19 protein-coding genes are annotated in these 24,967 nt (G+C 35.4%); 9 read left to right on the top strand and 10 right to left on the bottom strand.

Annotated features, from left to right (window positions below; translation table 11 throughout):
- Positions 1 to 3: 3 nt before the first annotated feature.
- From QLQ95_RS19060 to QLQ95_RS19035, 6 genes are all read left to right on the top strand, one after another.
- Positions 4 to 1,464, top strand: coding sequence for a RagB/SusD family nutrient uptake outer membrane protein (locus tag QLQ95_RS19060; RefSeq protein ID WP_253251738.1), 1,461 nt, complete (start codon positions 4 to 6; stop codon positions 1,462 to 1,464).
- Positions 1,451 to 2,914, top strand: a complete 1,464-nt coding sequence (locus QLQ95_RS19055; RefSeq protein WP_482501152.1) for a hypothetical protein — start codon at positions 1,451 to 1,453, stop codon at positions 2,912 to 2,914. Before QLQ95_RS19060 ends, QLQ95_RS19055 begins: the two co-directional genes overlap by 14 nt.
- Before the next feature lie 87 nt (positions 2,915 to 3,001).
- Entirely contained in the window at positions 3,002 to 4,144 is a 1,143-nt protein-coding gene (locus QLQ95_RS19050; protein ID WP_482501150.1) for a cytochrome-c peroxidase, read from the top strand.
- Positions 4,145 to 4,353: 209 nt separating this feature from the next.
- Positions 4,354 to 4,770: a hypothetical protein gene (locus tag QLQ95_RS19045; protein ID WP_095927587.1), complete on the top strand. Its 417-nt coding sequence runs from the start codon at positions 4,354 to 4,356 to the stop codon at positions 4,768 to 4,770.
- 196 nt (positions 4,771 to 4,966) lie between these two features.
- Complete coding sequence (locus QLQ95_RS19040; RefSeq protein WP_482501148.1) at positions 4,967 to 5,617, top strand: VOC family protein; 651 nt, start codon at positions 4,967 to 4,969, stop codon at positions 5,615 to 5,617.
- 53 nt (positions 5,618 to 5,670) lie between these two features.
- On the top strand, positions 5,671 to 6,069 hold the full coding sequence (locus tag QLQ95_RS19035) for a tautomerase family protein (protein ID WP_482501147.1): 399 nt from the start codon (positions 5,671 to 5,673) through the stop codon (positions 6,067 to 6,069).
- A 38-nt stretch (positions 6,070 to 6,107) separates the two neighbouring features.
- On the opposite strand, the gene QLQ95_RS19030 is transcribed toward QLQ95_RS19035, so the two are convergent.
- The 5 genes from QLQ95_RS19030 to QLQ95_RS19010 all read right to left on the bottom strand — a co-directional run bounded on the left by QLQ95_RS19030 (position 6,108) and on the right by QLQ95_RS19010 (position 14,771).
- On the bottom strand, positions 6,108 to 8,108 hold the full coding sequence (locus QLQ95_RS19030; protein ID WP_482501145.1) for a heavy metal translocating P-type ATPase: 2,001 nt from the start codon (positions 8,106 to 8,108) through the stop codon (positions 6,108 to 6,110).
- Positions 8,109 to 8,527: 419 nt separating this feature from the next.
- A complete protein-coding gene (locus QLQ95_RS19025; protein ID WP_482501143.1) occupies positions 8,528 to 9,802 on the bottom strand; it encodes an efflux RND transporter periplasmic adaptor subunit in 1,275 nt (424 codons plus the stop codon).
- 2 nt (positions 9,803 to 9,804) lie between these two features.
- Positions 9,805 to 11,055: a TolC family protein gene (locus tag QLQ95_RS19020; RefSeq protein ID WP_482501141.1), complete on the bottom strand. Its 1,251-nt coding sequence runs from the start codon at positions 11,053 to 11,055 to the stop codon at positions 9,805 to 9,807.
- 161 nt (positions 11,056 to 11,216) lie between these two features.
- The gene (locus QLQ95_RS19015) at positions 11,217 to 14,339 is read right to left on the bottom strand and encodes an efflux RND transporter permease subunit (protein ID WP_482501139.1); all 3,123 of its coding nucleotides are present in this window, start codon (positions 14,337 to 14,339) and stop codon (positions 11,217 to 11,219) included.
- A 108-nt stretch (positions 14,340 to 14,447) separates the two neighbouring features.
- Positions 14,448 to 14,771, bottom strand: a complete 324-nt coding sequence (locus tag QLQ95_RS19010) for a DUF6660 family protein (RefSeq protein WP_482501137.1) — start codon at positions 14,769 to 14,771, stop codon at positions 14,448 to 14,450.
- A 295-nt stretch (positions 14,772 to 15,066) separates the two neighbouring features.
- Between QLQ95_RS19010 and QLQ95_RS19005 the strand changes: the two genes are divergently transcribed.
- Both QLQ95_RS19005 and QLQ95_RS19000 read left to right on the top strand, forming a co-directional pair.
- Positions 15,067 to 16,188 (top strand): hypothetical protein, encoded by a 1,122-nt coding sequence (locus tag QLQ95_RS19005; RefSeq protein ID WP_482501135.1) that lies wholly within the window; start codon positions 15,067 to 15,069, stop codon positions 16,186 to 16,188.
- Positions 16,189 to 16,200: 12 nt separating this feature from the next.
- The gene (locus QLQ95_RS19000) at positions 16,201 to 16,965 is read left to right on the top strand and encodes a porin family protein (protein WP_482501134.1); all 765 of its coding nucleotides are present in this window, start codon (positions 16,201 to 16,203) and stop codon (positions 16,963 to 16,965) included.
- 69 nt (positions 16,966 to 17,034) lie between these two features.
- Here QLQ95_RS19000 and QLQ95_RS18995 read toward each other — a convergent pair whose 3' ends face one another.
- From QLQ95_RS18995 to QLQ95_RS18975, 5 genes are read right to left on the bottom strand one after another with little or no spacing between them, the layout of a single operon-like run.
- Positions 17,035 to 17,628: a chemotaxis protein CheB gene (locus tag QLQ95_RS18995; protein WP_482501132.1), complete on the bottom strand. Its 594-nt coding sequence runs from the start codon at positions 17,626 to 17,628 to the stop codon at positions 17,035 to 17,037.
- Positions 17,607 to 18,419: a CheR family methyltransferase gene (locus QLQ95_RS18990; protein ID WP_320492707.1), complete on the bottom strand. Its 813-nt coding sequence runs from the start codon at positions 18,417 to 18,419 to the stop codon at positions 17,607 to 17,609. Before QLQ95_RS18990 ends, QLQ95_RS18995 begins: the two co-directional genes overlap by 22 nt.
- 7 nt (positions 18,420 to 18,426) lie before the next feature.
- The gene (locus QLQ95_RS18985) at positions 18,427 to 18,792 is read right to left on the bottom strand and encodes a response regulator (protein ID WP_095927599.1); all 366 of its coding nucleotides are present in this window, start codon (positions 18,790 to 18,792) and stop codon (positions 18,427 to 18,429) included.
- Positions 18,793 to 18,810: 18 nt separating this feature from the next.
- On the bottom strand, positions 18,811 to 22,377 hold the full coding sequence (locus tag QLQ95_RS18980) for a response regulator (RefSeq protein WP_482501130.1): 3,567 nt from the start codon (positions 22,375 to 22,377) through the stop codon (positions 18,811 to 18,813).
- A gap of 16 nt (positions 22,378 to 22,393) precedes the next feature.
- On the bottom strand, positions 22,394 to 23,608 hold the full coding sequence (locus tag QLQ95_RS18975) for a hybrid sensor histidine kinase/response regulator (protein ID WP_095927601.1): 1,215 nt from the start codon (positions 23,606 to 23,608) through the stop codon (positions 22,394 to 22,396).
- 392 nt (positions 23,609 to 24,000) lie between these two features.
- On the opposite strand from QLQ95_RS18975, the gene QLQ95_RS18970 reads away from it, so the two are divergent.
- The gene (locus tag QLQ95_RS18970; RefSeq protein ID WP_482501128.1) at positions 24,001 to 24,846 is read left to right on the top strand and encodes an SDR family oxidoreductase; all 846 of its coding nucleotides are present in this window, start codon (positions 24,001 to 24,003) and stop codon (positions 24,844 to 24,846) included.
- Positions 24,847 to 24,967 lie beyond the last annotated feature (121 nt).

Raw genomic sequence — 24,967 nt, 5'->3', positions numbered from 1 at the left:
AAAATGAAATATTCAAAATACTTATCTATATTTTTTCTAATGCTTTCATTACAAAGCTGTAGTGACTTTTTAGAACAAGAACCTGGAACACAAACTTCTATAGACGAACTTTTACAGAACAAAACAGGAGTTTTACAGGCGCTTACAGGACTTTACACCGAAGTAGAAGCCAATGTAAGACCTGATCGCTACGCTGCTTATGCTGATTTGCAGGGCGGTAATATAAAATTTGCACCAGTTGCAACGGGAGGCTCTAGAGGTCAAATTTCTCCAGCAATAAATCTGCAGCAAGTTTATTCTTTTGAAGATGTAGCGCTAACCAGTAATTTCAAATCATTTTATGATAGCAGTTATGATATAATCAATCAGGCAAATTTAATTTTAGAATTTACTCCTGCCCTAACCGACGCCACTGAGGCAGAGAAAAACCAAATAAAAGCAGAAGCTTTGGCAATAAGAGCCTACGCGCATTTTCTTTTATCTCTTGTTTACAGCCAAGATTATAAATATACTCCAGATGCATCGCATTTAGGAATTATCTACAGCACAGAATCTATCAAATCTGGCATACAATATCCTGCCAGAAAAACGGCTGCCGAGACGTATACTTTAATTATAAATGATTTACAAACGGCTATCGATAGTTATTCAGACGCTTCACTCCTTTCTGGTCCTGCTTATTCTTTCTTTAACAGAAAAAATACAAAAGCATTATTGGCAAGAGTTTATCTTCAAAAAGGAGATTGGGCCAATGCTTACGACATGGCAAATGATGTAATTGCCAATTCTGGCGTTGTACTAACCAGCAAAGAAACTTTAATTGCAGAATGGGAAAAACCAGATCTTCCGATATCTGAAATTTTGTTGGAATTTTCTATTCCAAAAGACACGGAAGGAAATGTTTCTTCCTCAATGACTCAGACTTTTGGCTATACTACAGATACAAATTTTGAAAAATATACTGCTTCAAATGATTTAGTTGATCTTTACGAAAGCACAGATTTAAGAAAACAATTGTTCTTAACAAAATCGCTTTTTACAATAGTAAGTGGCGTTCAGACCAATCTTAATTACAATTTTACCAAAAAATTCCAGAACAATGCAGGTTATGTAGCTTCTAGGCTTAGCGAAATGTATTTGATTCGTGCCGAAGCAGCGCTAGAAACCAATAGAGCCGATTTAGCAATGGCAGACATTAACATCATTCGTGCCCGCGCCAATGCATCTCTATTGACCAGTACAAACAATCTTAAAGAAAATATCTTTTTAGAACGAAGAAAAGAATTATGCTTTGAAGGTTTCCTATTCTTTGATATTGCCAGAATGCACAAAGATGTTTCCAGAAATGATGGCTGTATTGCTACAGTTTGCAGTCTTACTTATCCGTCTTTAAAATACGTACTGCCAATACCAACATTCAACACTAATCTTAACCCAAACTTGCAGCAAAATGACTCGTATTAAGATATTCAGTATACTATTTACAGCGCTATTATATATTTCATGTTCTAAAGATGATTACAAATTAGGCTCAGACATTGATCCTTTTTTACGATTTAATTTTTTAGTAAAAAGTGACAACACACCTTTAGAATACCCAACCGTAAACGGAAATTTAGTTCCGCAGTCTACTTATGAAAACAAATCTGTAAAGACCTTAAAAGTTCCTGTAGCTTTAACAACACGCGAATTGAAAGGAACTGTTACAGCAAATTTTAGTGCCGAAACAAATGGTGCAAGCGACAGTTTTAGTGTAAATCCTGTCAATCAGCTTTCTTTTCAAGGCAGCAAATTAACAGATACAATTTATGTCTCGTTTGATAAAAGATGGACTCAAAGCCAGAATATTACATTAAAATTAGAAACGGTTTCTGATCCTGATATTCATATTGGAAACCTGAATACAGAATATCCAAACACTACTTTCAAAATTGATTTAGGAACTATTGCAACCAATTACACCTTTCCGGTAACGCAATACAATATAAAAGGAGAAGTAGGCGAAAAAATCGATTTTATAGTCAATTATCCGAATGGTTTTTTCCCTGAGGAAATTGAAAATGCGTCTATTTTTAAATTCCAAAACGGATTCGAATATTCCTTAACTCATGATGATTATGGCGATAATAGAACTTCTGTAACCTATCATTTAACTCTTTTAGAAGATCTTCAAAATGATGATGTTCGATACGAGTCTAAATTAACGCTTGTAAATATTCCAAACTATACCGCAACTGGAAACATCAACTTAACTATTGTAAAACCAATAAAAACGCCAAGAGATGTTAATGCCTATCCAGCTTCGAAATTTACAGATCCGACCAATGCGTTTTATCTAACATACGGCGAACATTGGTTTAACAACAATGGAAACTGTGCATGGATGACTTTCAACGCTTTGACTTTTCCAGTTGTAGTAACAAAAGACGATCCAAATGCTATTTTATACAGCGATAAGGGAACTACAAATCCTAATGATGATATTTATCACGATGCTTTCAAAATTGGATTTAACGTCTCAAGCGGAACCAATACGGTGAATTCTTTTGGTTTAAAAAGATGGTTTTCTAACGAAAGTAACTCTGCTGCTATTTCGCCAGGATTTAATATTACTTCTGCTTTGGAGTTTTTCCCAGCCAACGGAAACAGCAAAACGGAAGGAACTGTTCTCGTGATTCCGCAAGATATTACAATCGGATCTAGCGCAACAAACACGAATAGCATTGCCATTTCAGGAGAAGGAACATACAAAGAAATCAGCAACGGTTTATATGAAATTTCATTTGAATTAAAACTGACAAACGACAAACTGTTTGGAGGAACAGTTTCGACACAATACAGAATGTACAATAACAGGACGTATCCAAAACCTGCGGCTTTGAGCATTCCATGTCCTAAAGAAGTTGCTCTTTAATATAAAAATGGTTTCAAGTTTCAAGTTTCACGTTGCAACAGAACTTGAAACTTGAAACCTGAAACAAAAAACAAAAAAAAACAAAAATTGAAAAAACTAATCTTCCCTCTCCTATTCCTGCTTGGATTATCGGCTTATAAAACAGCCGAAGGTCCTGATTATACGGATATTCAGGAATTACGAAAATTGTATTCTAGCGGAGATTCTTCAAAATGGCCCGCTGCAGAATTACATGAAAATGTAGATAAATCTAAATTTCAGGATATTGGCGTTTTGCCATCCGTTCCGTATCCTGCCTACAATCCGTATTCGAAGGAAAAAGAAAGTTTGGGCAAGATTTTGTTTTTTGATCCGAGATTATCGCGAAGCGGACAAATTGCCTGTGCCTCGTGCCACAATCCAGAATTGGGCTGGACAGACAATTTAACGCGCTCTTTTGGTCACGATCGTCAAACTGGAAAACGAAATTCGATGACGATTTTAAACTCGGCATACGCAACCTCTCTATTCTGGGACGGACGAGCTTCTAGCCTAGAAGATCAAGCGCAATTTCCTGTTCAGGATCCTTTAGAAATGAATGAAAAACTAACAATTGCCGTTGATAAAATAGCCAAGATAAAAGGTTACAATGCGTTATTTACAGATGCTTTTGGAGATAAAAAAGTAACTTTAGAGAGAATTCAATATGCGATTGCCACTTTCGAAAGATCTATCAATAGTCCGAAAAGTAAATTTGACCAGTTTGTAAGTGGAAAATCAGACATTTATAACGATCAGCAGGTAAAAGGAATGCATTTGTTTAGAACCAAAGCACAATGCATCAATTGCCATAATACCCCTTATTTCAGCGATAATGAGTTTCATAACGACGGTCAAACTTTATTTGGAACAAAAAATGAAGATTTCGGACGCTATAATGTGACGAAAGATGTAAAAGATATCGGCAAATTTAGAACGCCAACGCTCCGTGAAGTCGTAAACACAAAACCTTGGATGCATCACGGACATTTTCCAACTTTATTGGATGTTGTAGAATTGTACAATTTAGGAAATCCGTCACCTGTTCAAAAAAAATATCTAGGAACAGCCCGAGATTCTCTCATTCCAAAATCAGATCCAATGCTTAGAAAATTGAATTTAAGCAAAGAAGAAATGGGTGATTTACTGGCTTTTATTGAAACTTTAAGCACGCCAACCCGAAGAATTATGATTCCCGAAATGCCTAAATAAGTTAGTTAATTGATTTGTATTTTGCCCCAAGTATTTGCAAATCTATTAAGCCCATTTCATAAGAGAAATGGGCTTTTATTTTGATTCATAAATATAAAAAACTTCTTTTTTAATTCATTATTTTCAAAAAATTGCAATATAAATTTCCATACATTTAACGAGAAAAATTTTAGAATAGTCCCATTTAAAAACTTAATCCAAACAACATTATGAGCTCTCTCAAAATCTGGAAAGAAAAACCAACTGAACAAGAAGTTCAGAATTTAGTAGAAGAATTTTTCGCTTATTTAAAGAAAGGCGAATTAGATAATGCCAAAAATATTGTAGATCACGTTTATGATGATTGGGAAGAATCTATACATGTAATTTGGCGCGATCATTACTTGATTCACGAAATTGCAGAAGACGAATCTTTTGAAGGAAGAGAATGGTTTAATAACCTAGAATGGCTAAATAACCTCGGAATTCTAGATGATTTTATTTGGGCTGAAGAAAACGATAAATCAAGATATTTTGATGTAAGCGTAACTTATATGGATGAGCCCTCTGGATTTGCAGCCCAATTTTATCTGGTAAAAAATGACAATCACTATTTTGTACAAAGAGGATTAATAGACATGGCTTAATCTCAGTTTTTAGAAATAATAAAGTCCGTAATTATTGATTTGTTACGGACTTTTTTTATTATTATTTAAAATTAAAATAGTAAATTACTATACTTCCATTGATGCATAAAATAACGCCACATGCTCAATAACATTGGCATTTTTTAAATTTGTTTGTCACTCAAAAGAAGCTTTTTCTTTTATAAAAATTATTGTCATGAGAATAGATCAAATACAAATCAAAACAAACGATATTCAAAAAACGAAAGCATTTTACCAGAACCTTTTTGGGCTTTTTATTCTGGAAAATGACCAAAAATCGATCACATTTCAGGCTGGAACTTCTATTTTAAAATTTGTAGAAGATCCAGATTTTAATTCCATCTATCACTTTGCTTTTAATATTCCTGAAAATCAGCTTGAAGAAGCCATTCAATGGTGCAACGACAAAGTGGATTTAATTGTTTTGGAAGATAAAAGCGTCGTTACTAATTTCGAAAATTGGAATGCGCATTCTATTTATTTCTTTGATCACAACGGAAATTTACTCGAATTCATTGCTAGACATGATCTTAATAATGAACAAGTTGGTGAATTCAACTCTGCCTCTATTTTAAATATAAGCGAAATCGGAATTGTTACAGAAAATCCGTTGCAATTAGGAAATCAATTAATTGAAGAACACGGATTGCATTTCTTTTCTCAAAATACAAATACCGATAAATTTGCTGCAATTGGTGATCATGACGGTTTATTGATTCTAGTTCAACCGACTAGAAATTGGTATCCAACTCAGATTCCTTCTGAAAGTAATCCGGTAAAAATAACTTTAGAGAATAATGAAAACATAATTGAATTGAAGTTTTAATAATCTGACAATTCTAAATTCTGTATTTTTATGCAACTTTAAAATGAATCAAAATGCCATTTGTTAGAATAAGTCTTCCAAAAAAACTTTCGCTTGAAACAAAAAATACTATTTCTGAAGCTATTCATCAGTCTTTAATTGAAGAATTTAATATTCCTGTAGATGATTATTTTCATGTAATTGAAGAACTAGAAACACATCAGATAAAATATCCTAAAAGTTATTTAGGAATTTCACATTGTGAAGAAATAGTTTATGTACAAATAACTGCGGGACAAGGAAGGACTTTAGAACAAAAGAAAAAACTATATCACCAAATTGCTTCGAAAATTGCGGTTTCAACTGAAATCCTAATCAACAACATAATTATTATTTTACTGGAAAATAATGGTCATGAAAACTGGTCTTTTGGCAATGGGGAAATTCAAGAGCAAAAACATTTAAAGAAATAAGCAAAAAGCCCAATTCGTATGAATTGGGCTTTTATATTTTAAAATTTCATTCTCTGAATCCGAACCGCATTCAATATCGCTAATAACGCCACACCAACATCTGCAAAAACAGCTTCCCACATTGTGGCAAGTCCACCCGCGCCAAGAATTAAAACAAAAGCCTTAACCACAAAAGCAAGTGTAATATTCTGCCAGACAATCTTTTTAGTCTGTTTTCCTATATTGATTGCCATTGCAATTTTACTTGGTTTATCGTCCTGAATTACGACATCGGCAGTTTCTATGGCAGCATCGCTTCCTAACCCTCCCATTGCAATCCCGACCGTGCTTAAAGCAATTACAGGCGCATCGTTTACTCCATCGCCCACAAAAGCAATCGTTTCGTTTTGGGCCTTAATTTCGTTAACCTTATTCACTTTATCTTCTGGAAGCAAATCACCAAAAGCTTTCATAATTCCAAGCTTATCTGCTACGAATTGAACGACATTCGATTTATCTCCGCTTAACATAGTCAGCTTTACGCCTAAAGATTTTAGTTTAGAAACCGTTTCTTTCGCATCTTCTTTAATTTCATCTGCAATAGTCAGATAACCTGCAAATTTACTTTCATAAGCAATTGCAATTGTGGTATAAACTATTGAAGACGGATCAATGTCATAAGAAATGGAATATTTATCCAAAAGCTTAAAATTCCCTACAAGCAATTCTTTTCCGTTGTAAGTTGCTTTTAATCCGTGGCCTGAAATTTCTTCAATTTCTTTTAATTCTACCGAAGAATCAACTGGTCCCACATGATTATGAATGGCTGTTGCTACAGGATGTGTACTTCTGTTTTCTAAAGCATTAACGAGTTTTAAAATTTCGTCTTTATCCAATTCGGATTTTATAATAACTTCTTGCACTTTAAAAACACCTTCGGTCATCGTTCCCGTTTTGTCAACTACGACATGCTGAATTGTGGAAATACTATCAAGGAAATTACTGCCTTTAAACAGGATTCCGTTTTTACTTGCAGCACCGATTCCGCCAAAATAACCCAGCGGAATACTGATAACCAAAGCGCAAGGGCACGAAATAACTAAGAAAACCAAAGCTCTATACAGCCAATCACTAAAGATATAATGGTCTACAAAAAGCATTGGCAAAAGACAAATCGCAATGGCCAGATACACTACAATTGGTGTATAGATTTTAGCAAACTTCCTGATGAACAATTCGGCAGGTGCTTTTTTGGTTGTGGCATTTTGTACCAACTCTAGAATTTTAGACAATTTACTGTCATTGTAAGCTGTTGTTACTTTTACTTCGACAATAGTGCTTCCGTTTAACATTCCAGCCAAAACGGTATCGCCTTTCTTTTTAGTGTCTGGTTTACTTTCTCCCGTCAAAGCGGCTGTATTAAACGAAGCGGAATCGGATAACAACACGCCATCCAAACCTAATTTTTCGCCCGCTTTAAGCTGAATAATCGCTCCAATCTGAACGTCTTTGGCTTTGACTTTTACTGCAACATTGTTTTCTAAAATATGCACCTCATCTGGACGTTGATCGAGCAGACTTTTAATACTCGATTTTGCTCTACTAACCGCCATTCCTTGAAAGGTTTCTCCAATAGTGTAAAATAGCATAACAGCAACACCTTCTGGATATTCTCCAATGGCAAAAGCTCCGATTGTCGCGATACACATCAGAAAAAACTCTGAGAAAACATCTCCTTTTACAATGCTTTCGTAAGCTTCTTTCAAAACCGGAAGTCCGACTGGAAGATACGCAATTGCATACCAGACAATTCTAACATATCCTGTAAACCATTCTTGCGGAAAATAGTTATCAAAACCAATTCCGATTAGCAGTAAAATAAAAGATATAATTGATGGCAGAAACAACTGAAAAAGACTTCCGTTTGCATTGTGTTCATGATCATGTCCTTCGTGATTGTGCCCATCATTATCAGTCTGCACAGGTTCGTCATGAGAGCAGCAGCAAGAAGGTTTGACTTTATTTTTTTTATTTTTTACTTCTTTATCTTGATGTATCATTTTTTGAGTTTCAAGTTTCAGGTTTAAAGTTTCACGTTTTTAATGCCTGAAGTTATTGTTTAAATAATGTCCTAAAATTAAGCATTTTGTGGTAAAGTTTGTTGCCACGAAGACGCTAAGGCACAAAGTTTTTTTAAAGTCGATTTTAGTTAATCTCGCGAAGACGCCAAGACGCAAAGTTTTTTTTTCTCACTTTATGTCATTTCGACGAAAGAGAAATCTCCGCTAGAAACTCCACAAAGATTGAATTCTAGGAACGGAGCTACTTGTGGAGATTTCTCTTTCGTCGAAATGACAAATAATACGTTTATTCTCCATGTAAAAAACTTTGCGACTTGGCGCCTTTGCGAGCAAATTCCAATCCAACAAAAAAACTTAGTCCCTTAGTATCTTAGCTACTTAGCATCTTTTAAAAAAAACTAATGCGAATGCTCCCCGCCTCCCTTCATTGCAGAAAGCAGATAAAATGCGCCTTTTGTAACAATCTTTGATTGAGAATCAATCTTATCAACGAATTTTACTTCTGTAAAACCTAAATCGGTTGTGCCTGGAATAACTTCTACAGCTTTAAAATGAATTTCTTCTTCGTGTGCTTCTTCTTTTTCGCCTGCTTTGTGTTCGTGTTTTTCTTCTGCATGACCTTCTTCCTGAACAAAAACAAAATACTTATCAGCATTTCTAACTACTGCATCTTTTGGAAGCGCTGGAACAGTTGCATTGGTAATATTAATATTCGCAGAAACGTACATTCCCGGAATCAAACCTTTGGCATCAGCGGGATCAATTCTGGCATGTACGGCAACCGTTTTACTTTCGTTAGAAAAAGACTTATTGATTCCGAAAATCTTTCCTTTAATCGATTTATTCGACTGATTCGTTAACACAAAATCAATTACCTGACCAACAGAAATCGAACCCAAATCTTTTTCATATACATTCAGATCCAAATGCATCTGACTGTTGTCTACCACTTCAAAAAGCGAAACTCCTGTATTCGCAAAAGCACCTTTGGCAATATTGATTTTTCCAACAAAACCATTTATTGGCGAAACAATCGGCACGACCGATGTCGCTCCTTTTGTATTGACATGTAAAGCATCCAACTTGTTTTTTGCTGCTTGAGCACGAGCTCTTTCGGCTGCTAATTTGGCTTTTACTTCCTGAAAAGTCTTTCTCGGATTCACATTTTCCTCACTCAATGTTTTCTGACGATTATACTCTAACTGCAAGAATTCAACATTCGCAACGGCCGACTGATAATCTTCCTGCATTTCTATAACTTCCAAATTCTGAATCGTTGCTAGAACTTTCCCTTTGTTTACATAAGTTCCTTCTAAAACAAAAATATCTTTTACTGTTCCGCCAATTAAAGTCGAAACCTCAGCAGAATTTTGCGGAGGAACTGTTGTGTAACCATTTGCTTTGATGACTTTGTTAAGATTTCGATCTTCTACAATTCCAGTTTCAATTCCTACCGTTTTGTATTGTGATTCCGTCAAAGCCACTTCTGTCGTTTCTTTTTCTTCTTCCTGAGCTTCTTCCGCTTTCTTTTCGTTACAACTTGCTAAAGTAACCGCAAGGCACGCAATCCCGATAGCTATCGGGAGCAAGGCACGCAAGGAAATTAAACTTTGCGAACTTTGCGTTAAAATCTTTGCGCTCTTTGCGGTTAAATAATTCAGTATATTTTTCATGATTAATTGTTTTTAATAGTTGGAAATTGAAGTTCGATAGCGCTCTGATTGTAGCTGTGCGTTGCCTCTGCAAATTGTTTTTTAATATCAATGGCCTGATTTAAAAAGCTGATATACGACCAGTAACTCATATCGCCGTTGGCATAACTTTTTTGCGCCGTTTCAATAATCTGATCGGCATAATGCAGCCCTTCATTTTGGAAATAAGCTAAGTTTTTCTGCTGTTTTTTGAAGTTATTCTGCAACTCTTCTTTCTGCAGATTCAAAATCATTTTGTTTTTATCTAAAGCCATTTGCGACTGCGAAATACTGATTTCGGCCGCTTTGGCTTTGGTCGTATTCACACCGCCAAATAACGGAATCTGTAATCCTGCTGTAAAACCCTGAAACAGCGATTCGGTATTAATGGTTTGTGCAAAATAGCCTAATCCAACTTTTGGTGTTCGCAGTGCTTTAAACGTTCCCGCTTCTTTTTGGTAAACCGAAATCTGCTGCTGATAAAAATCGGTCATCAGCGTTTCTGCTTTTGTGTTTTCCTGATTTTCTATAAAAGTGTATTGCAAAGCCGTCTTTGAATCGGGAACAATATTTTCGTCTGTCTGAATAAAAAACTGCAATTGCTTCTGATAAATTGCCAAGTCATATTCTAACTGTGCTTTTTGTGTCTCAATTTCTTTTACTTTGGCTTTGGCACTAATCACTTCGATGTTCCCGCTTTCTCCTGTTTTAAAACGCAGTTCGGCGTTCTTTAAGAACTTGGTGTAAATAGCATTCAATTCTGAATTTAGTTTCTGGATGGAAACACCATACAAATATTGATAATACGCCAATGTCACCGCTTTTTCAATTTCATACGAAGACAAAGCTTTTCTTTTCTCTGCCAGTTTTGCCAATTCTTCCTGCAATTGTCGGTTGGCTTTTGTTATATTTCCTAACGGAAAAAACTGCTGTACCGAAACATTATGATCATAATCGGCACTGTTAAACTGACCGCCTTGATACTGCACCTGAAGTGGATCTGGCTGAAATGCTGCTTTTTTGAGAACGGTTTGTTTTTCGATTTCTTTGTCAGCGATTTTTAAGTCGATGTTGTTTGATTTAGCTAGTTCTATTGCTTTTTCTAGACTTATGGTTTGCTGTGCTTGTGAAGGCAAGGCAGCCAATAGAAACGCAATTAACCGCAAAGCTCGCAAGGTTTTTTTCGCAAAGTTCGCAAAGGTTATATACTGTGTTTTATATATTGAATTTTTCATTTTTATAATTTTTGTTTCACGCAGATTTAAAAAGATTTAAGCTGATAGCGCAGATTATCAATTATAATCAAAACTTAATCTGCTTTAATCTGTTAGATCTGCGTGAAAAATCTTTTTTACATTCAGCAGTAAATTATCTAATTATCCAATTTTCTCATTTACTAATTATCTCTGCGGTTAAACCCACGCTCCAACAATAAATACAAAATCGGTAAAACGATCAACGTTAACAAAGTTGCAGAGATTAATCCACCAATTACTACGGTTGCTAGAGGCTTCTGGACTTCTGCCCCGCCGCTTGTGGATAAAGCCATTGGCAAAAATCCTAATGAAGCTACAGCTGCAGTCATTAAAACAGGACGCAAACGTGTTTTGGTTCCGATCAGGATTCTCTGAAACGGATCTGAAATACCTTCTGTTTTTAATTGGTTGAAATACGAAATCAGTACAATTCCGTTTAAAACTGCAATTCCGAATAAGGCGATAAAACCAATTCCGGCAGAAATACTAAACGGCATTCCTCTCAGCGACAGCGCAAAAACACCTCCAATAGCCGATAACGGAATCGCACTAAAAATTAGCAGCGCTTGTTTGGCACTTTTAAAAGTAAAATACAGCAAGACCAAAATCAGTCCTAAAGCAATTGGCAAGGCTACAGAAAGTCTTTTCGAAGCTTCAACTAAATTCTCAAATTGTCCGCCATACGTCACATAATAACCTGCGGGAAGCTTAAAGCTTTTATCCAGTTTTGCCTGAATTTCTTCGACAACACTTTTGATATCTCGTCCACGAACATTTAATCCAACGGTAATTCTTCGTTTTCCGTCTTCGCGGATAACCTGTACAGGACCTTGTTCGTACTCTACAGAAGCAACCTGAGAAAGAGGAACTTGCTGTCCGCTAGGAAGCGGAATAAACAAATTACTCACATCGGTAATGTCTGCACGATTGCTTTCGTCCATTCTCACCACAACATCAAACCTCTTGCTTTCGTCATAAATCTTTCCAGCCACTTCTCCCGCAAAAGACGAACGGATAATCTGGTTGATATCTGAAATATTTAGTCCGTAAAGCGCAATTTTATCGTAATCGTATTTGATGGTAATCTGTGGCAATCCTGTAACTTTATCGGCTTTTAAATCTCCGATTCCGTCGATTCCTTTTATTTTCGAAATCAATTCTGTCGCTTTGGCATCTAGGATTTCCAAATCGTCACCAAAAATCTTGATGGCGATATCAGAACGGCTTCCCGTCATTAATTCATTAAAACGCATCTGAATCGGCTGAGAGATTTCGATATTAGCCCCTGGAATAATTTCCATTTCTTCTTTCATGGCATTCGCTAGTTCTTCCCAATTACGGTATTTGCCTTTCCATTCTTTTTTGTCTTTTAAAACAATAATCAAATCCCCGCTTTCAATAGGCATTGGATCGGTTGGAATTTCACCACTTCCTATTTTAGTCACAATAGTCTTGATTTCTGGGAATTTAGCTTTTAGAATCTGTTCATATTTAGTCGTCGTTTCAACCATTTGCGTCAGCGAACTTCCCGTCATAATGGTAGCATTGATAGCTAAATCGCCTTCCTCGATTGTTGGAATAAATTCGCCACCCATGTTTTGGAAAACAATAAAAGCAAAAGCAAATAATCCGACAGCAATAGAAAGAACTACTTTTTTAAATTCTAAAGCTTTTTTCAATAATGGCGTATAACGGCTTTCTAGCCAAGCAATCATACGGTCGCTGAAGTTTTCTTTATGTTCTGTTTTTTTCGAAAGAAACAAAGCACTCATCATTGGGATATACGTCAGCGAAAGAATAAAAGCTCCAATAATGGCAAAACCAACTGTCATGGCCATTGGTTTAAACATTTTTCCTTCGGTTCCAATTAAAGCCAGAATTGGCAGATATACTATCAGAATAATGATTTCTCCAAAAGCAGCACTGTTCCTGATTTTTGAAGCCGAATTATAGACTTCTTCGTCCATTTCTTCCTGCGTTAGTTCTTTTTTGTTTTTGAATTGCTGCAGATGATGCATCGTGGCTTCTACAATAATTACGGCTCCATCGACAATGATTCCGAAATCTATCGCACCAAGACTCATTAAGTTTCCACTTACGCCAAAGGCATTCATTAAAATAACAGCAAACAGCATCGCCAGCGGAATCACAGAAGCGACAATCAATCCCGCACGAAGATTTCCTAAGAACAAAATCAGAACAAAAATTACGATTAAAGCTCCTTCTAATAAATTCTTTGCAACAGTTTTTATAGAATTGTCTACCAGTTTTCCTCTATCAATAAAAGCTTCGGCAACAACTCCTTCGGGAAGGCTTTTATTAATCTGAGCCATTTTTTCGTGAACTCGTTCAACAACAGCGCTGGAGTTTTCGCCTTTTAACATCAAAACCAATCCCGAAACAATTTCTCCTTTGCCATCTTTGGTTGATGCTCCGTAACGTAGCGCAATACCTTCACGAACCTGAGCTACATTTCGAACCAAAACAGGCGAACCGTTTCGGTTTTTGACTACCACATTTTCGAGGTCTTTTACGCCTTTTGCCATTCCGACACCGCGAATAAAATACGTGTATTGATCTTTTTCGATATAAGCTCCACCTGTATTTTGATTGTTTTTTTCCAAAGCATCAAAAATTTCGGTAATGGTAACTCCAAGACTATTTAGCATATTAGGATTTACAGCAATTTCAAATTGTTTGAGTTTTCCGCCCCAAGTGCTAATTTCAGCAACACCTCGAACTCCCTGCAATTGCGGAATAATGATCCAATCTTGAATTGTTCTCAGTTCAATCGCGCTGTATTTGTTTTCATACCCTTTTTTGGCATATACATCATATTGATAAATTTCTCCTAAACCTGTTGAGATTGGCGCTAATTCTGGAGAATTTACATAATCTGGAATGTTTTCTTCGGCTTGTTTTAAGCGCTGGAATATCTGTTCACGAGCCCAGTATATATCAACATCCTCTTCAAAAACAACGGTTACAACAGATAGTCCGAAACGAGAAATACTGCGAAGTTCGATCACATTTGGAACTGTCTTTACAGCTCTTTCTAAAGGATACGTAATTAATTGCTCGACTTCTTGACTCGCCAATGTTGGTGCAGTCGTAATAATCTGAACCTGATTGTTGGTTACATCGGGCAAGGCATCGAGCGGTAATTTTTTAAGCGAATAGCTTCCCCAAGCAATAAGTACAAGGGTAAATAATAGTATGACGAATTTGTTTCGTATACTAAATTGAATGATTTTATCTAACATTTGAATATATAATGACGTGAGAAATTAGACAATTAAATTGTCTGTAAACGTGTGGAAAGTCCACAACTCTCTCGCCCGTTTTCGATTTTTATCGAACAGGCCTAATCATTATGCTATTTGAGGGGGCTGCCAAATACTTCCGTAGAAATTGGAAATAAAAACAGAACTGTAACTTGGTAATACAATTGAAATTTGATTGCAAGCTTTAGGAAACTCAAAACTTACACTAGAATGGTAACTTAAAACCTGTGCACCACAGCAGTTGCAGACACAAAATGGAGAACATAAATCATTGTCTTTGTCATGCGAATGATTGTCTTCTGACGCAAACTGAGCTGTTTTATGCATAGCACTGTTTACTTCCATATCGGCACAGGGCATATTAGACAATGCCAAAAGGTAAATTGATAATATGATTGTTATCCATTTCACAGCTGTAAAAATACAATTTATTTTTTAATTGGTATTTGACGGTGCTAATTCCTAGAATAAAAATACTGAAAAATGTTACAAAAATTATTTTAATGCCTTTTATCATTTTCTTATCATTTTTTGTCGGTGGTAAGAAAATTTCCTTAACTTTAACATTAATTAACACATTATCAAGCCTTAATCTTTAATTACAATAAAGCCAATTTAGCATACCAATAAAAAGATTCTCACAATAGCATTAGTACATATTTATTTTTCGCAGTTTAATTAATTTAACATTAAAACACTTAAATCAATGAAATGTAATACACTAATATCAGCCTTTTTATTACTATTTAGCATGCAAATTTTCGGGCAGGTTTATACCGACAAAATTGTAGGGAAAAAAAATGAAGAATTAAAAGACAGTCTTAAAGTCGAAAAATATCCGTACGCTTTACCGATCTGGGGTGAGAAAGTAGCTCAAAAAGGATACAAACTTCCCTACTCTGCAGGTGTTTCTGTTAATTATTTTTGGCAGGAATCTGAAATTGTCATTAATGATTTAAACATTGGTTTTAATCATGGCCCTCAATATAACTTAGACGAAATTGTACGATTTGATAAATCAACGGTTGAAGCTGGTGCGCTAACTATTAGACCTGATATCTGGCTGCTTCCTTTTTTAAATATTTATGGAATTTTTGGAAAAGCCAAAACGGCAACTAAAATTAATGCTGGTATTTGGGTACCAGATGCAGATAACAATTGGTCTGAAGTTGCCAATTTTAGCACCAAAGCAAATTTTGACGCTACTACTTTTGGTATAGGTATGACACCAACAATTGGTATTGGCGGTGGCTGGCTGGCTCTGGATATGAACATGGCCTGGACTGATATTAGTTCCCTAGATAAACCTGCTTTTTCCTATGTTTTTGGTCCGAGATTAGGAAAAACATTTAAATTCAATAAACCAGACACCAATATAGCAGTTTGGGTTGGAGGTTTTAGAGTTCATATTTCTGGAGATACAAATGGAGATTTGCCTTTATCTGATTTTATTGATCTCAGCAGCGCTCAGGCTAAAGTGGACAGCGGACTTCAAAAAGTTTCTGACAATCAGACCAAAGTAGATGCATGGTGGGATGGTTTAACTCCGGCTGAACAAAAAAATCCAGTTAATGTAGCCAAACATAATACTGCCGACAGAGCTCTAGAAAGAGCAGGAACATTCCTTGCAACTCTAGACGGGGCATTGAGCACAGCCTCAGATTCATCTGTTCAATATTCCCTTCAAAAAAGACCAAAAGACATGTGGAACTTTATTATTGGGTCGCAGTATCAATTCAGTAAACATGTAATGTTTCGTGCAGAGTGCGGTTTCTTGGGGACTCGTACACAAGTATTGGGAAGTTTACAATACCGTTTTGGACTGTAATTCATCCATTATATGAAAAAGATTTTATTAATCGTTTTTGCTTTCTTTTGTATTTCCACGGCGCAGTCACAAGTTTTGATTTCCTTAATCTTTGGAGATAAACTCAATTCCGAATTTTTAGAATTTGGTCTGGAAGGCGGTGCAAATTTTTCTACCATTTCAAACATGGGATCTTCGGCCTTAAACCCAGGATTTAATCTTGGTTTTTATTTTGACTTTAGATCAAGAAAAAATCCGGCGTGGATGATCAATACTGGAGTAATTGTAAAATCACCTATGGGAGCAAAAGATATTCCAGTGTATTCTTTAAATGATGAAAATCTGGACAATACTTTTGCGGGCGGACATGTAAATCGTGAAATACGTTATTTTAATGTTCCGATTCTAATTAAATACCAGTTCAAAAATAATATCTATCTCAAAACTGGACCTCAATTTGGTTTGTTGGCCAAAGCATTTGATGAGTTTAAAAACGAAATCAATAAAGATGATGTGGTTTATAAGAAAAACATTAGAGATCAGATTCATGTTATAGATGCTGGACTTGCCTTCGGTGCGGGCTATCATATGAATGTTGGAAACGGTTTAAACATCACCATTCAATATTATTACGGACTTGTAACGGTAATGAAAGGAGACGGTCCAAATAATCAATACAACCGATCTTTGTACGTTACAGCGGGAATTCCGATCGGAAAAGGAAAAGCGGCACAGAAAAGAGCCGAAAAAGAAGCTGAATTGAATAAAGTCGTGCTTCCAGAAGACGAGAAAAATTAAGAAATTGAAGATTTTAGATTGAGGATTAACGATTTTTGATTTCTTCCATCTGAAATCAAAAATCGTTAATCAAAAATCAGCAATATTTATTTCTTTTATAAACTCTAAAATCTCTTCGGTTTTTAAAATAAAATCTGGCACTGTATGCAAAATCGCATTGTTTGGCATAAAAGGCATATCTGCAGAAAGCGGATTCTGCACAATGCTTATTCCGCCCGCAGCCTGAATTGCTCTCAATCCTGCTGTACCATCCGAATTGGAACCCGAAAGTAGAATTCCAACTAAATTTTGACCATATATTTCTGCGGCAGACTCAAAAGAAACATCTATACTTGGTCTACTGTAGTTTATTTTTTCTGAAGTGTCTAGAGACAACGTTTCTTCTTTTTCAAATAATAAATGATAATTGGAAGGCGCGATATAAATAAATCCTTCTTCAAGTTTTACTTTGTCTTCGACCTCTTTTACTTTTATTTTTGATTTTAAAGCGATTAAATCTTCTAAGGTTTGTTCGTCGGAGTTTTTTCTGTGAACAACAATGACAATAGCAAAAGAAACAGGTTTTTCTATAAAAGGCAAAATCTGCAATAATGCCTGCAAACTTCCTGCCGAACCGCCAATTATAACTACTTTACAATTTGTTACTCTTTTATTTTTCTCCATATTTTCTCTTTATCAAATTGTTTGTATTTGGTTTGAGATATAGAATACTTTATAGTTTCTTTTGTTCCAAGCGCCAAAAAACCTAAAACAGCCAAGCTGTCATCAAATAGATTGACCACTCTTTTCTGCAGATTATTATCAAAATAAATCAAAACATTGCGGCACAAAATCAGATCAAATTCATTAAACGAAGTATCAGAAACCAGATTATGCTGAGAGAAAACCATCTTCTCCGATAGATTCTCATTAAATTTTGCAAACCCATAATTGGCAATGTAATAATCTGAAAAATCTTCCTGTCCGCCCGCTTCACGATAATTATCGGCATAATCTTTTATCATTCTCAGCGGGAAAATACCGCTTTTTGCCGTTTCCAAAACCGTAGCGTTTATATCGGTAGCGTACAATATTGATTTATGCAGCAAACCTGCCTCTTTGAGCATAATCGCCATCGAATACACTTCTTCTCCTGTAGAACAGCCAGCATGCCAGATTCTGATAAAAGGTTTGGTTCCTAGCAAAGGAAGAATTTCTTTTCGAAGCGTTAAATAAAAAGACGGATCACGAAACATTTCTGTAACGTTAACCGTTATTTCATCAATCATTTTTTTGCAATATTCTGGATCGGTACGGACCTTAGATAGAAATTCATGAAAATGCTTAAATCCATCCAAAGTAAATACCCTGCTTACACGTCTTTTAAGTGAGGCTCTTGAATAACTTCCAAAATCAAAACCATAATATTCGTAAACTTCATTAATGAGAGTCTCTAATTCAATATCTTCAATCATAATTCATTTAAATTTCTCCCAAGATGTGAAGTAATTTATCTACATCTACAGGTTTTGAGATGTATGCATCTGCTCCGGCTTGTAAACATTTTTCTTTATCTCCTGCCATAGCTTGCGCTGTGACGGCAACTACAAAAGTATTCTCTTGCGACGGAATGGCTTTAATGAGCGGAATGGCCTCATAACCGTCCATTTCGGGCATCATCATATCCATCAAAACGGCATCAATTGAATTGTCATTTGCTAATATTTTTAGGGCTTCTTCAGCACTTAAACAAGACAGACAGTCAAAAGATTTTGCCTTTAAGGTATTTACTAAAGCAAAAATATTTCTAGAATCGTCATCTACAATCAATACTTTTTTCTTTTCCATGTACAGTATTTTTTAAGATTAGATTTTATCGTATAACCAAACTCGAAGCAGCGACAATAACTGATCGACATCGACCGGTTTTGTAATATAATCTGAAGCTCCCGCCTTAATACATTTTTCTCTGTCACCAGTCATGGCTTTGGCCGTTACAGCGATTACGGCTAAGTTTAGAAATTTAGGATTGCTCCTAATTTTTTCTGCCGTTTCGTAACCATCCATATTAGGCATCATCATATCTAAAAGCACCACATCTGTATCTGGATTTTCATTCAAAATCTTAATCGCTTCTTTTCCATCAAAAGCGGTAATAACAGTCATTTTAAATGCTTCTAAAGCTTTGGAAAGCGAATAGATGTTTCGCACATCATCATCTACAATTAATACTTTTTTCTCAAATAAAATATTGTTTAACGAATTCAGTTTTTTACTGCTTTCTTTTCCTGCAGTTCCTTCTTTCTTATTTTCTACTAAGTGAAGGAAAAGCGAAACCTCATCGAGCATTCTCTGGTACGAATGTGCCGTTTTCACGATAATAGAATCGGCATATTTCTTAATTTTCAGTTCTTCTTTTATCGAAAGACTTTTTCCTGTAAATACAATTACCGGCAGATTTTCTAAACCTGGACTTTTCTTAACACCATCTAGAATTTCGTAGGCTTGCTTGTCTGGAATTCCCATATCGAGAATTACACAGTCTACTTCTTCTTTTCCTAAAGAAGATAAACCTTCTGAAACTTCGCTTTTAATCTCCGAGTTAATATTATACGTTTCTAAGAAAAATGCCAGTGCTTTTGCGTGTTTCGCATTATCTTCAATAATTAAAACCTTTTGCGATTCTTTGTTTATAATGTGTTCAATACGTTTAAAAACATCTGGAATTCGGTCAAAAGCAACTGGTTTGTCTAAGAAGTCGACCGCTCCTTTTAGCAGACTTTCCTGTTTCAATTTATGCGAAGACATAATGTGCACCGAAATATGTTTGGTTTGAGAATGATTTTTTAGTTCTTCCAGAACCTGCCATCCGCTTTTTATTGGAAGTTCGATATCCAATAAAATTCCGATTGGTCTATAAATCAGAGCAAAATTCAAAGCATAATCACCTCGCACTGCCACTACTCCTTTGTATCCTTTTTTCTGAGTGAAAGCCAATAACGATTTTGCAAAATTGATATCGTCTTCTACAATCAAAATGACTTTATCGCCTTCAACAATTGAATCTCTGTCGTCTTCAATTTCTTGCGGAATAACTTCACTTATGTATTTAGGTTTTTCCTCCTCACTTTCGGTTGTTACTTCGATTTCTTCTGCATGCGGAATTTTATTTACCGAAACCTTGTTGATAGCAAATCCTAACTTTGGAAGGCACAATGTAAAAGTACTCCCTTCGTTAACTTTACTATGCAAAATGATTTCTCCTCTTAGCAATTTAGCCAATTCACGACTGATTGACAATCCTAAACCAGTTCCGCCATATTTACGTTTTGTTGAACCATCGGCTTGCTGGAACGCTTCAAAAATCAATGGCTGTTTTTCGATCGGAATTCCGATTCCAGTATCTTTTACAATAAAGCAGATTATTTTATCATCGTCTGTATCGACTTTAATTTCAAGAGAAACGGTTCCTTTTTCGGTAAATTTAATGGCGTTCGAAATCAGGTTTTTCAGAATCTGCTCCAAACGCATTTTGTCCGTTTTGATGACAATTGGCGCGTCTTTGGCAATAATTTCAAAATTAATTCCCTTCTCTTTTGCAACCAGATGAAACAAGTTATATAGATTATCTGTAATTTCTTTAGTCGAAACGTCCAAAAATTCCAGATCCATTTTTCCGGCTTCAATCTTAGATAAATCTAGGATTTCATCAATTAAACCTAATAAACTATTTCCTGAACTCTGAATTACCTTTGCAAATTCGATTTCTTCATTGTTCATCGTTTTATTATTGTTTTCAGACAATAAACGGCTCAGCAATAAAATAGAATTCAACGGTGTTCTCAACTCATGCGACATATTGGCCAAAAACTCCGATTTGTAACGCGTAGTCAATTCCAAAGCTTCTGATTTCTTTTGGATCTCCGTGTTTTTTTCTTCTAATAAAACGCTTCTTTCAGACAATTCTTCATTGGTTTGTTCCAATTCTTCCTGCTGTACGCGAAGTTCTTCCTCAGAAGCCTGTAATTTTTCGGTTTGTGCTTCCAATTCTGCATTTATAGCTTCCAATTCGCTGTGCTGAATTTGAAGTTCTTCAGACTGAGATTTGGTTTCTTCTAGAAGTTCCATTACTCGTTTACGGTTTTGGGTCGCTTTAATCGCAATTCCGATATTATTTGCTACAATATTTAAGAATTCAAGCTGCAAAACAGAAAATCCGTAAATGCTAGCCAGTTCTACTGCGCCTTCAATCTTGAAATCCATTAGTGGCAATGCTACAATATGTGTAGGTTTTATTTCTCCCAATGCATAATTGATCTGAATATCGTCTGGAGAAAGGGTTTTTAGTTCCAGCATTTTCCCAGAAACAATAGACTGGCCAATTAACCCCTCGCCTTTCTTGATTCTTTCTCTGTTTTTACTCGGTATGTAACTGTAACCTCCTGTAACTGTCAATTCTTCTCCATCAATCACATACAAAACTCCGGCACTGCTATTGGTATATTGGCATAAAAATTCGATTACATCTTTAGATAATTTCTGGATTGTTTTTTCTCCCAGCATTTTATCGTTCAAAGTTGCAACTCCCGATTGAAGCCATTCTTTTTGAGATAATAATTCGAAAGAATCTTTTAATGAATCTTTCATATTATGAATGGATGCGCCCAAAGCTCCTAAAGTATCTGATTTTCTATCGTCTATCTGAACATCATAATTTCCTTTAGAAATTTGTGTTGCAATACCGCTTATTACATCAAGTCTTTCAGCTGTTTCTTTATCTTTTCTCTCTAATTCCAGCTGCAATAAAGTTCTCTCGTTGTAATCCTTCAGAATTCTGATTAGGAAAACAATAGAAATAAGAAAGGCTATAAAGAAAGCAACAACAATTAAAGCTAAGCTATAATTCCCGTAACGTTCTGAATTGGAGTTGCGTTCTTCTAAAAGTTTTTGTTCTGTATTTTCAACTTTCCTGACGATCGCCTTAATCTCGTTCATCATATTTCTGCCTTCATTCAAATCAAAAATCAACGTTTCTTTGCTTAAACGTTTTTTGACAATCTGATTGTTTAGATATTTAAAGAAACCGGAACGTTTAGAGCGTAATTCTTCTAGCAATTTTTTCTGTGAAGGATTGTCAGATGTAAGTTCGTCCAACTTATCAAAATAAGTATTTGATTTCGCTTCAGCATCATTAAAACGGTCCACAAACTGCTCATCGCCTGTAAGTAGATAACCTCTCATACTGGTTTGGGCTTCTGTAATAATTGAGGAACCTTCGTTTAGGTTATATATTACATCCTGAGTATGGTTTACCCAAAAGTTACTGTTTAGTAGACTTTTAATACTAATAAAAGAGGCAACAGAACTAATCGTAAGTACAAGCAGTGAAACTAGTGAACTGATTAATAAATTTCTTTTAAAATTACCATTCATATATTCTAAATTATTTTTATTCGTATTTTAAAGGAAGAACAATGATAAAGCTTGCACCTTCTCCCACTTTACTTTTAGCTGTAATTAATCCGTTATGTTTTTCGATTATTTTCTTAGCAATTGCCAATCCAATTCCTGTTCCTTCGTAAGATTGACGATCGTTTAAACTTTGAAAGATAATAAAAATACGATCAAGATAAATCTCATCAAAACCAATTCCGTTATCTTTTACTGTAATCCTACAAAATTTGCCTTCTGGCGAAGTCGGACTTTCGATTGATTTTTCTAAAATAGTTTCCGAAGTAATTTCAATTACCGCTTTTTCTTCATTTCCTGAGAATTTCAAAGCATTTCCAATTAGATTTTGAAAAACCTGGCGCATTTGACTCGGAATACTATCTATTGTTGGAAGTTCGTTGGTTTTTATTGTGGCATTTTTGCGCTCAATTAAATAATCAAAATCTCCCAACACTTCCTGCAGAACAACATTCAAATCTGTTTTTTCAGGTTTTACCTGAGCAGAAAGCCTTGAATAAGCTAAAAGATCGGTAATTAAAGTTTGCATTCTTTCTGCCGATTTTATTGTTCGGTCAACATAATCGATTGCTTTGTCGTCTGCCTTTAAGTAAAGGTCTTTTATTATTTTGATAAAAATTTGAATCTTTCTAATTGGCTCATTTAAATCATGCGACACCACCCAAGAAAACTGTTGCAATTCGTGATTTCGAAGTTCCAGCTCTTCATTTTTCTGAACCAGTTCTTTTGTTCTTTCCGCGATTTTTATTTCAAGATTGTCCTGCGCTTCTTTTCTAATTTTTATTTCTTTAGAAAGAAGGTCTTTCATGACTTTAAGTTCATTTTGCTGTTCGTAGATTTTAATGAAGGTTTTTACTTTTAAAATAAGTAAATCACTGTCTACAGGTTTGGTAATGTATTCCACAGCACCTGTTTCGTACCCCTTAAAAATGTATTTTTTCTCGGTATTAAGTGCCGAAAGAAAAATAACAGGAATATCTTTTGTACGTATATTTCCAGAAAGAATTTTTACTACCTCAAAACCATCGAGTCCCGGCATTTGAACATCCATAATAATCAGACAATAATCTGTTTTTAGGATTTTCTTTAAAGCTTCTTCTCCAGATTCGGCACTATCGACATCGATATTATGCAGCTCTAATGTTTTCTTTAAGGCAATAATATTGGCCCTTATATCGTCTACAATTAATACCATGCCATGTTGAAGCTAAATCGGTTGTAAATCAAAACTCTTGAATTTAAAGTGAAATTTAAAAATTTTCTTATTTTTTTAAAGAATCACCGAAGTAACTCTTAAAAATTATGTGGAAATTCTCAAATGTATAAAAAAAATAACGAGCAGGTTTTTTATCTAAATCGAAAATAGTTACAAAATTCCCATCTTTGACTATCACATGAAACATATTGCATGATTCTTAACTTATTAGAAATTTCTTGTTATTTTAACTTCACAACCTATTAGATGTATTTTCATACAAGTTTTCCCTTTTTGATTTTATTGAGGCAAACAAAATATCTTTTAAGACAAGTAAAATTGCAGTTATCCGGTAATTTTAAATGACACTACAAGCTTAAAAAGAGTAAATCATGAAAAAGAAACAAACATTTCCCGAGCAAAAACAAAATCTTCCCGGCAATGAACACATGATGAATCCGGAGCCTGAAATTATACGAGAAAACTATGTTGGAAGCGGTAAATTATTAGGAAAAACGGCTTTCATTACTGGTGGCGACAGCGGAATTGGCCGAAGTGTTGCAGTACATTTTGCGAGAGAAGGCGCCAATATTGCAATTGTATATTTAAAAGAAGATAAAGATGCACTTGAAACCAAAGCAATGATCAAAAAAGAAGGCCAGCAATGCCTACTGATTAATGGTGATTTGAAAGATGAAAAGTTTTGTAAAAGTGCCATTAAAAAATGCCATACCACTTTTAAAAGTATTGATGTTTTGGTAAATAATGCTGCAACTCAGTTTCCGCAAACAGAAATAGAAAAAATAACTTCGGCGCAGCTCCATAAAACTTTTGAAACTAATATTTATCCTTTCTTTTATATCACAAAAGCAGCGCTTGCTTTCTTAAAGGAAGGTGATAGCATCATAAATACTACTTCTGTTACGGCTTTTCGCGGAAGCGAACACTTAGCAGATTATGCGAGTACAAAAGGCGCAATTGTGAGTTTTACCCGTTCGCTTTCGACTATGCTGGCAAAAAAGAAAATACGCGTAAATGGCGTTGCACCTGGACCAATCTGGACGCCCTTAATTGTAGCCACTTTTGATAAATTATCTGATTTTGGAAAAGACAATCCGATGGAGAGGGCTGGTCAGCCTTCGGAAGTGGCACCTGCTTATGTTTTTCTGGCCTCTGAAGATAGTAGTTATATTACTGGGCAGTTTATTCATATTAACGGCGGTGAATTGGTGGGTTAAAAAAGGGTCTGAGGTTCTGAGATGCTAAGGTTCTGAGTTTTTTAACCATCAAGAGCCCTAAAGATTTTGTGATTTTATCTCGCAAAGGCGCAGAGTCGCAAAGTTTTGTTTCTATAGCTTA

The sequence above is a fragment of the Flavobacterium sp. B330r genome, from assembly GCF_056824325.1.
This window is presented reverse-complemented; position numbering and strand designations above follow the sequence as displayed.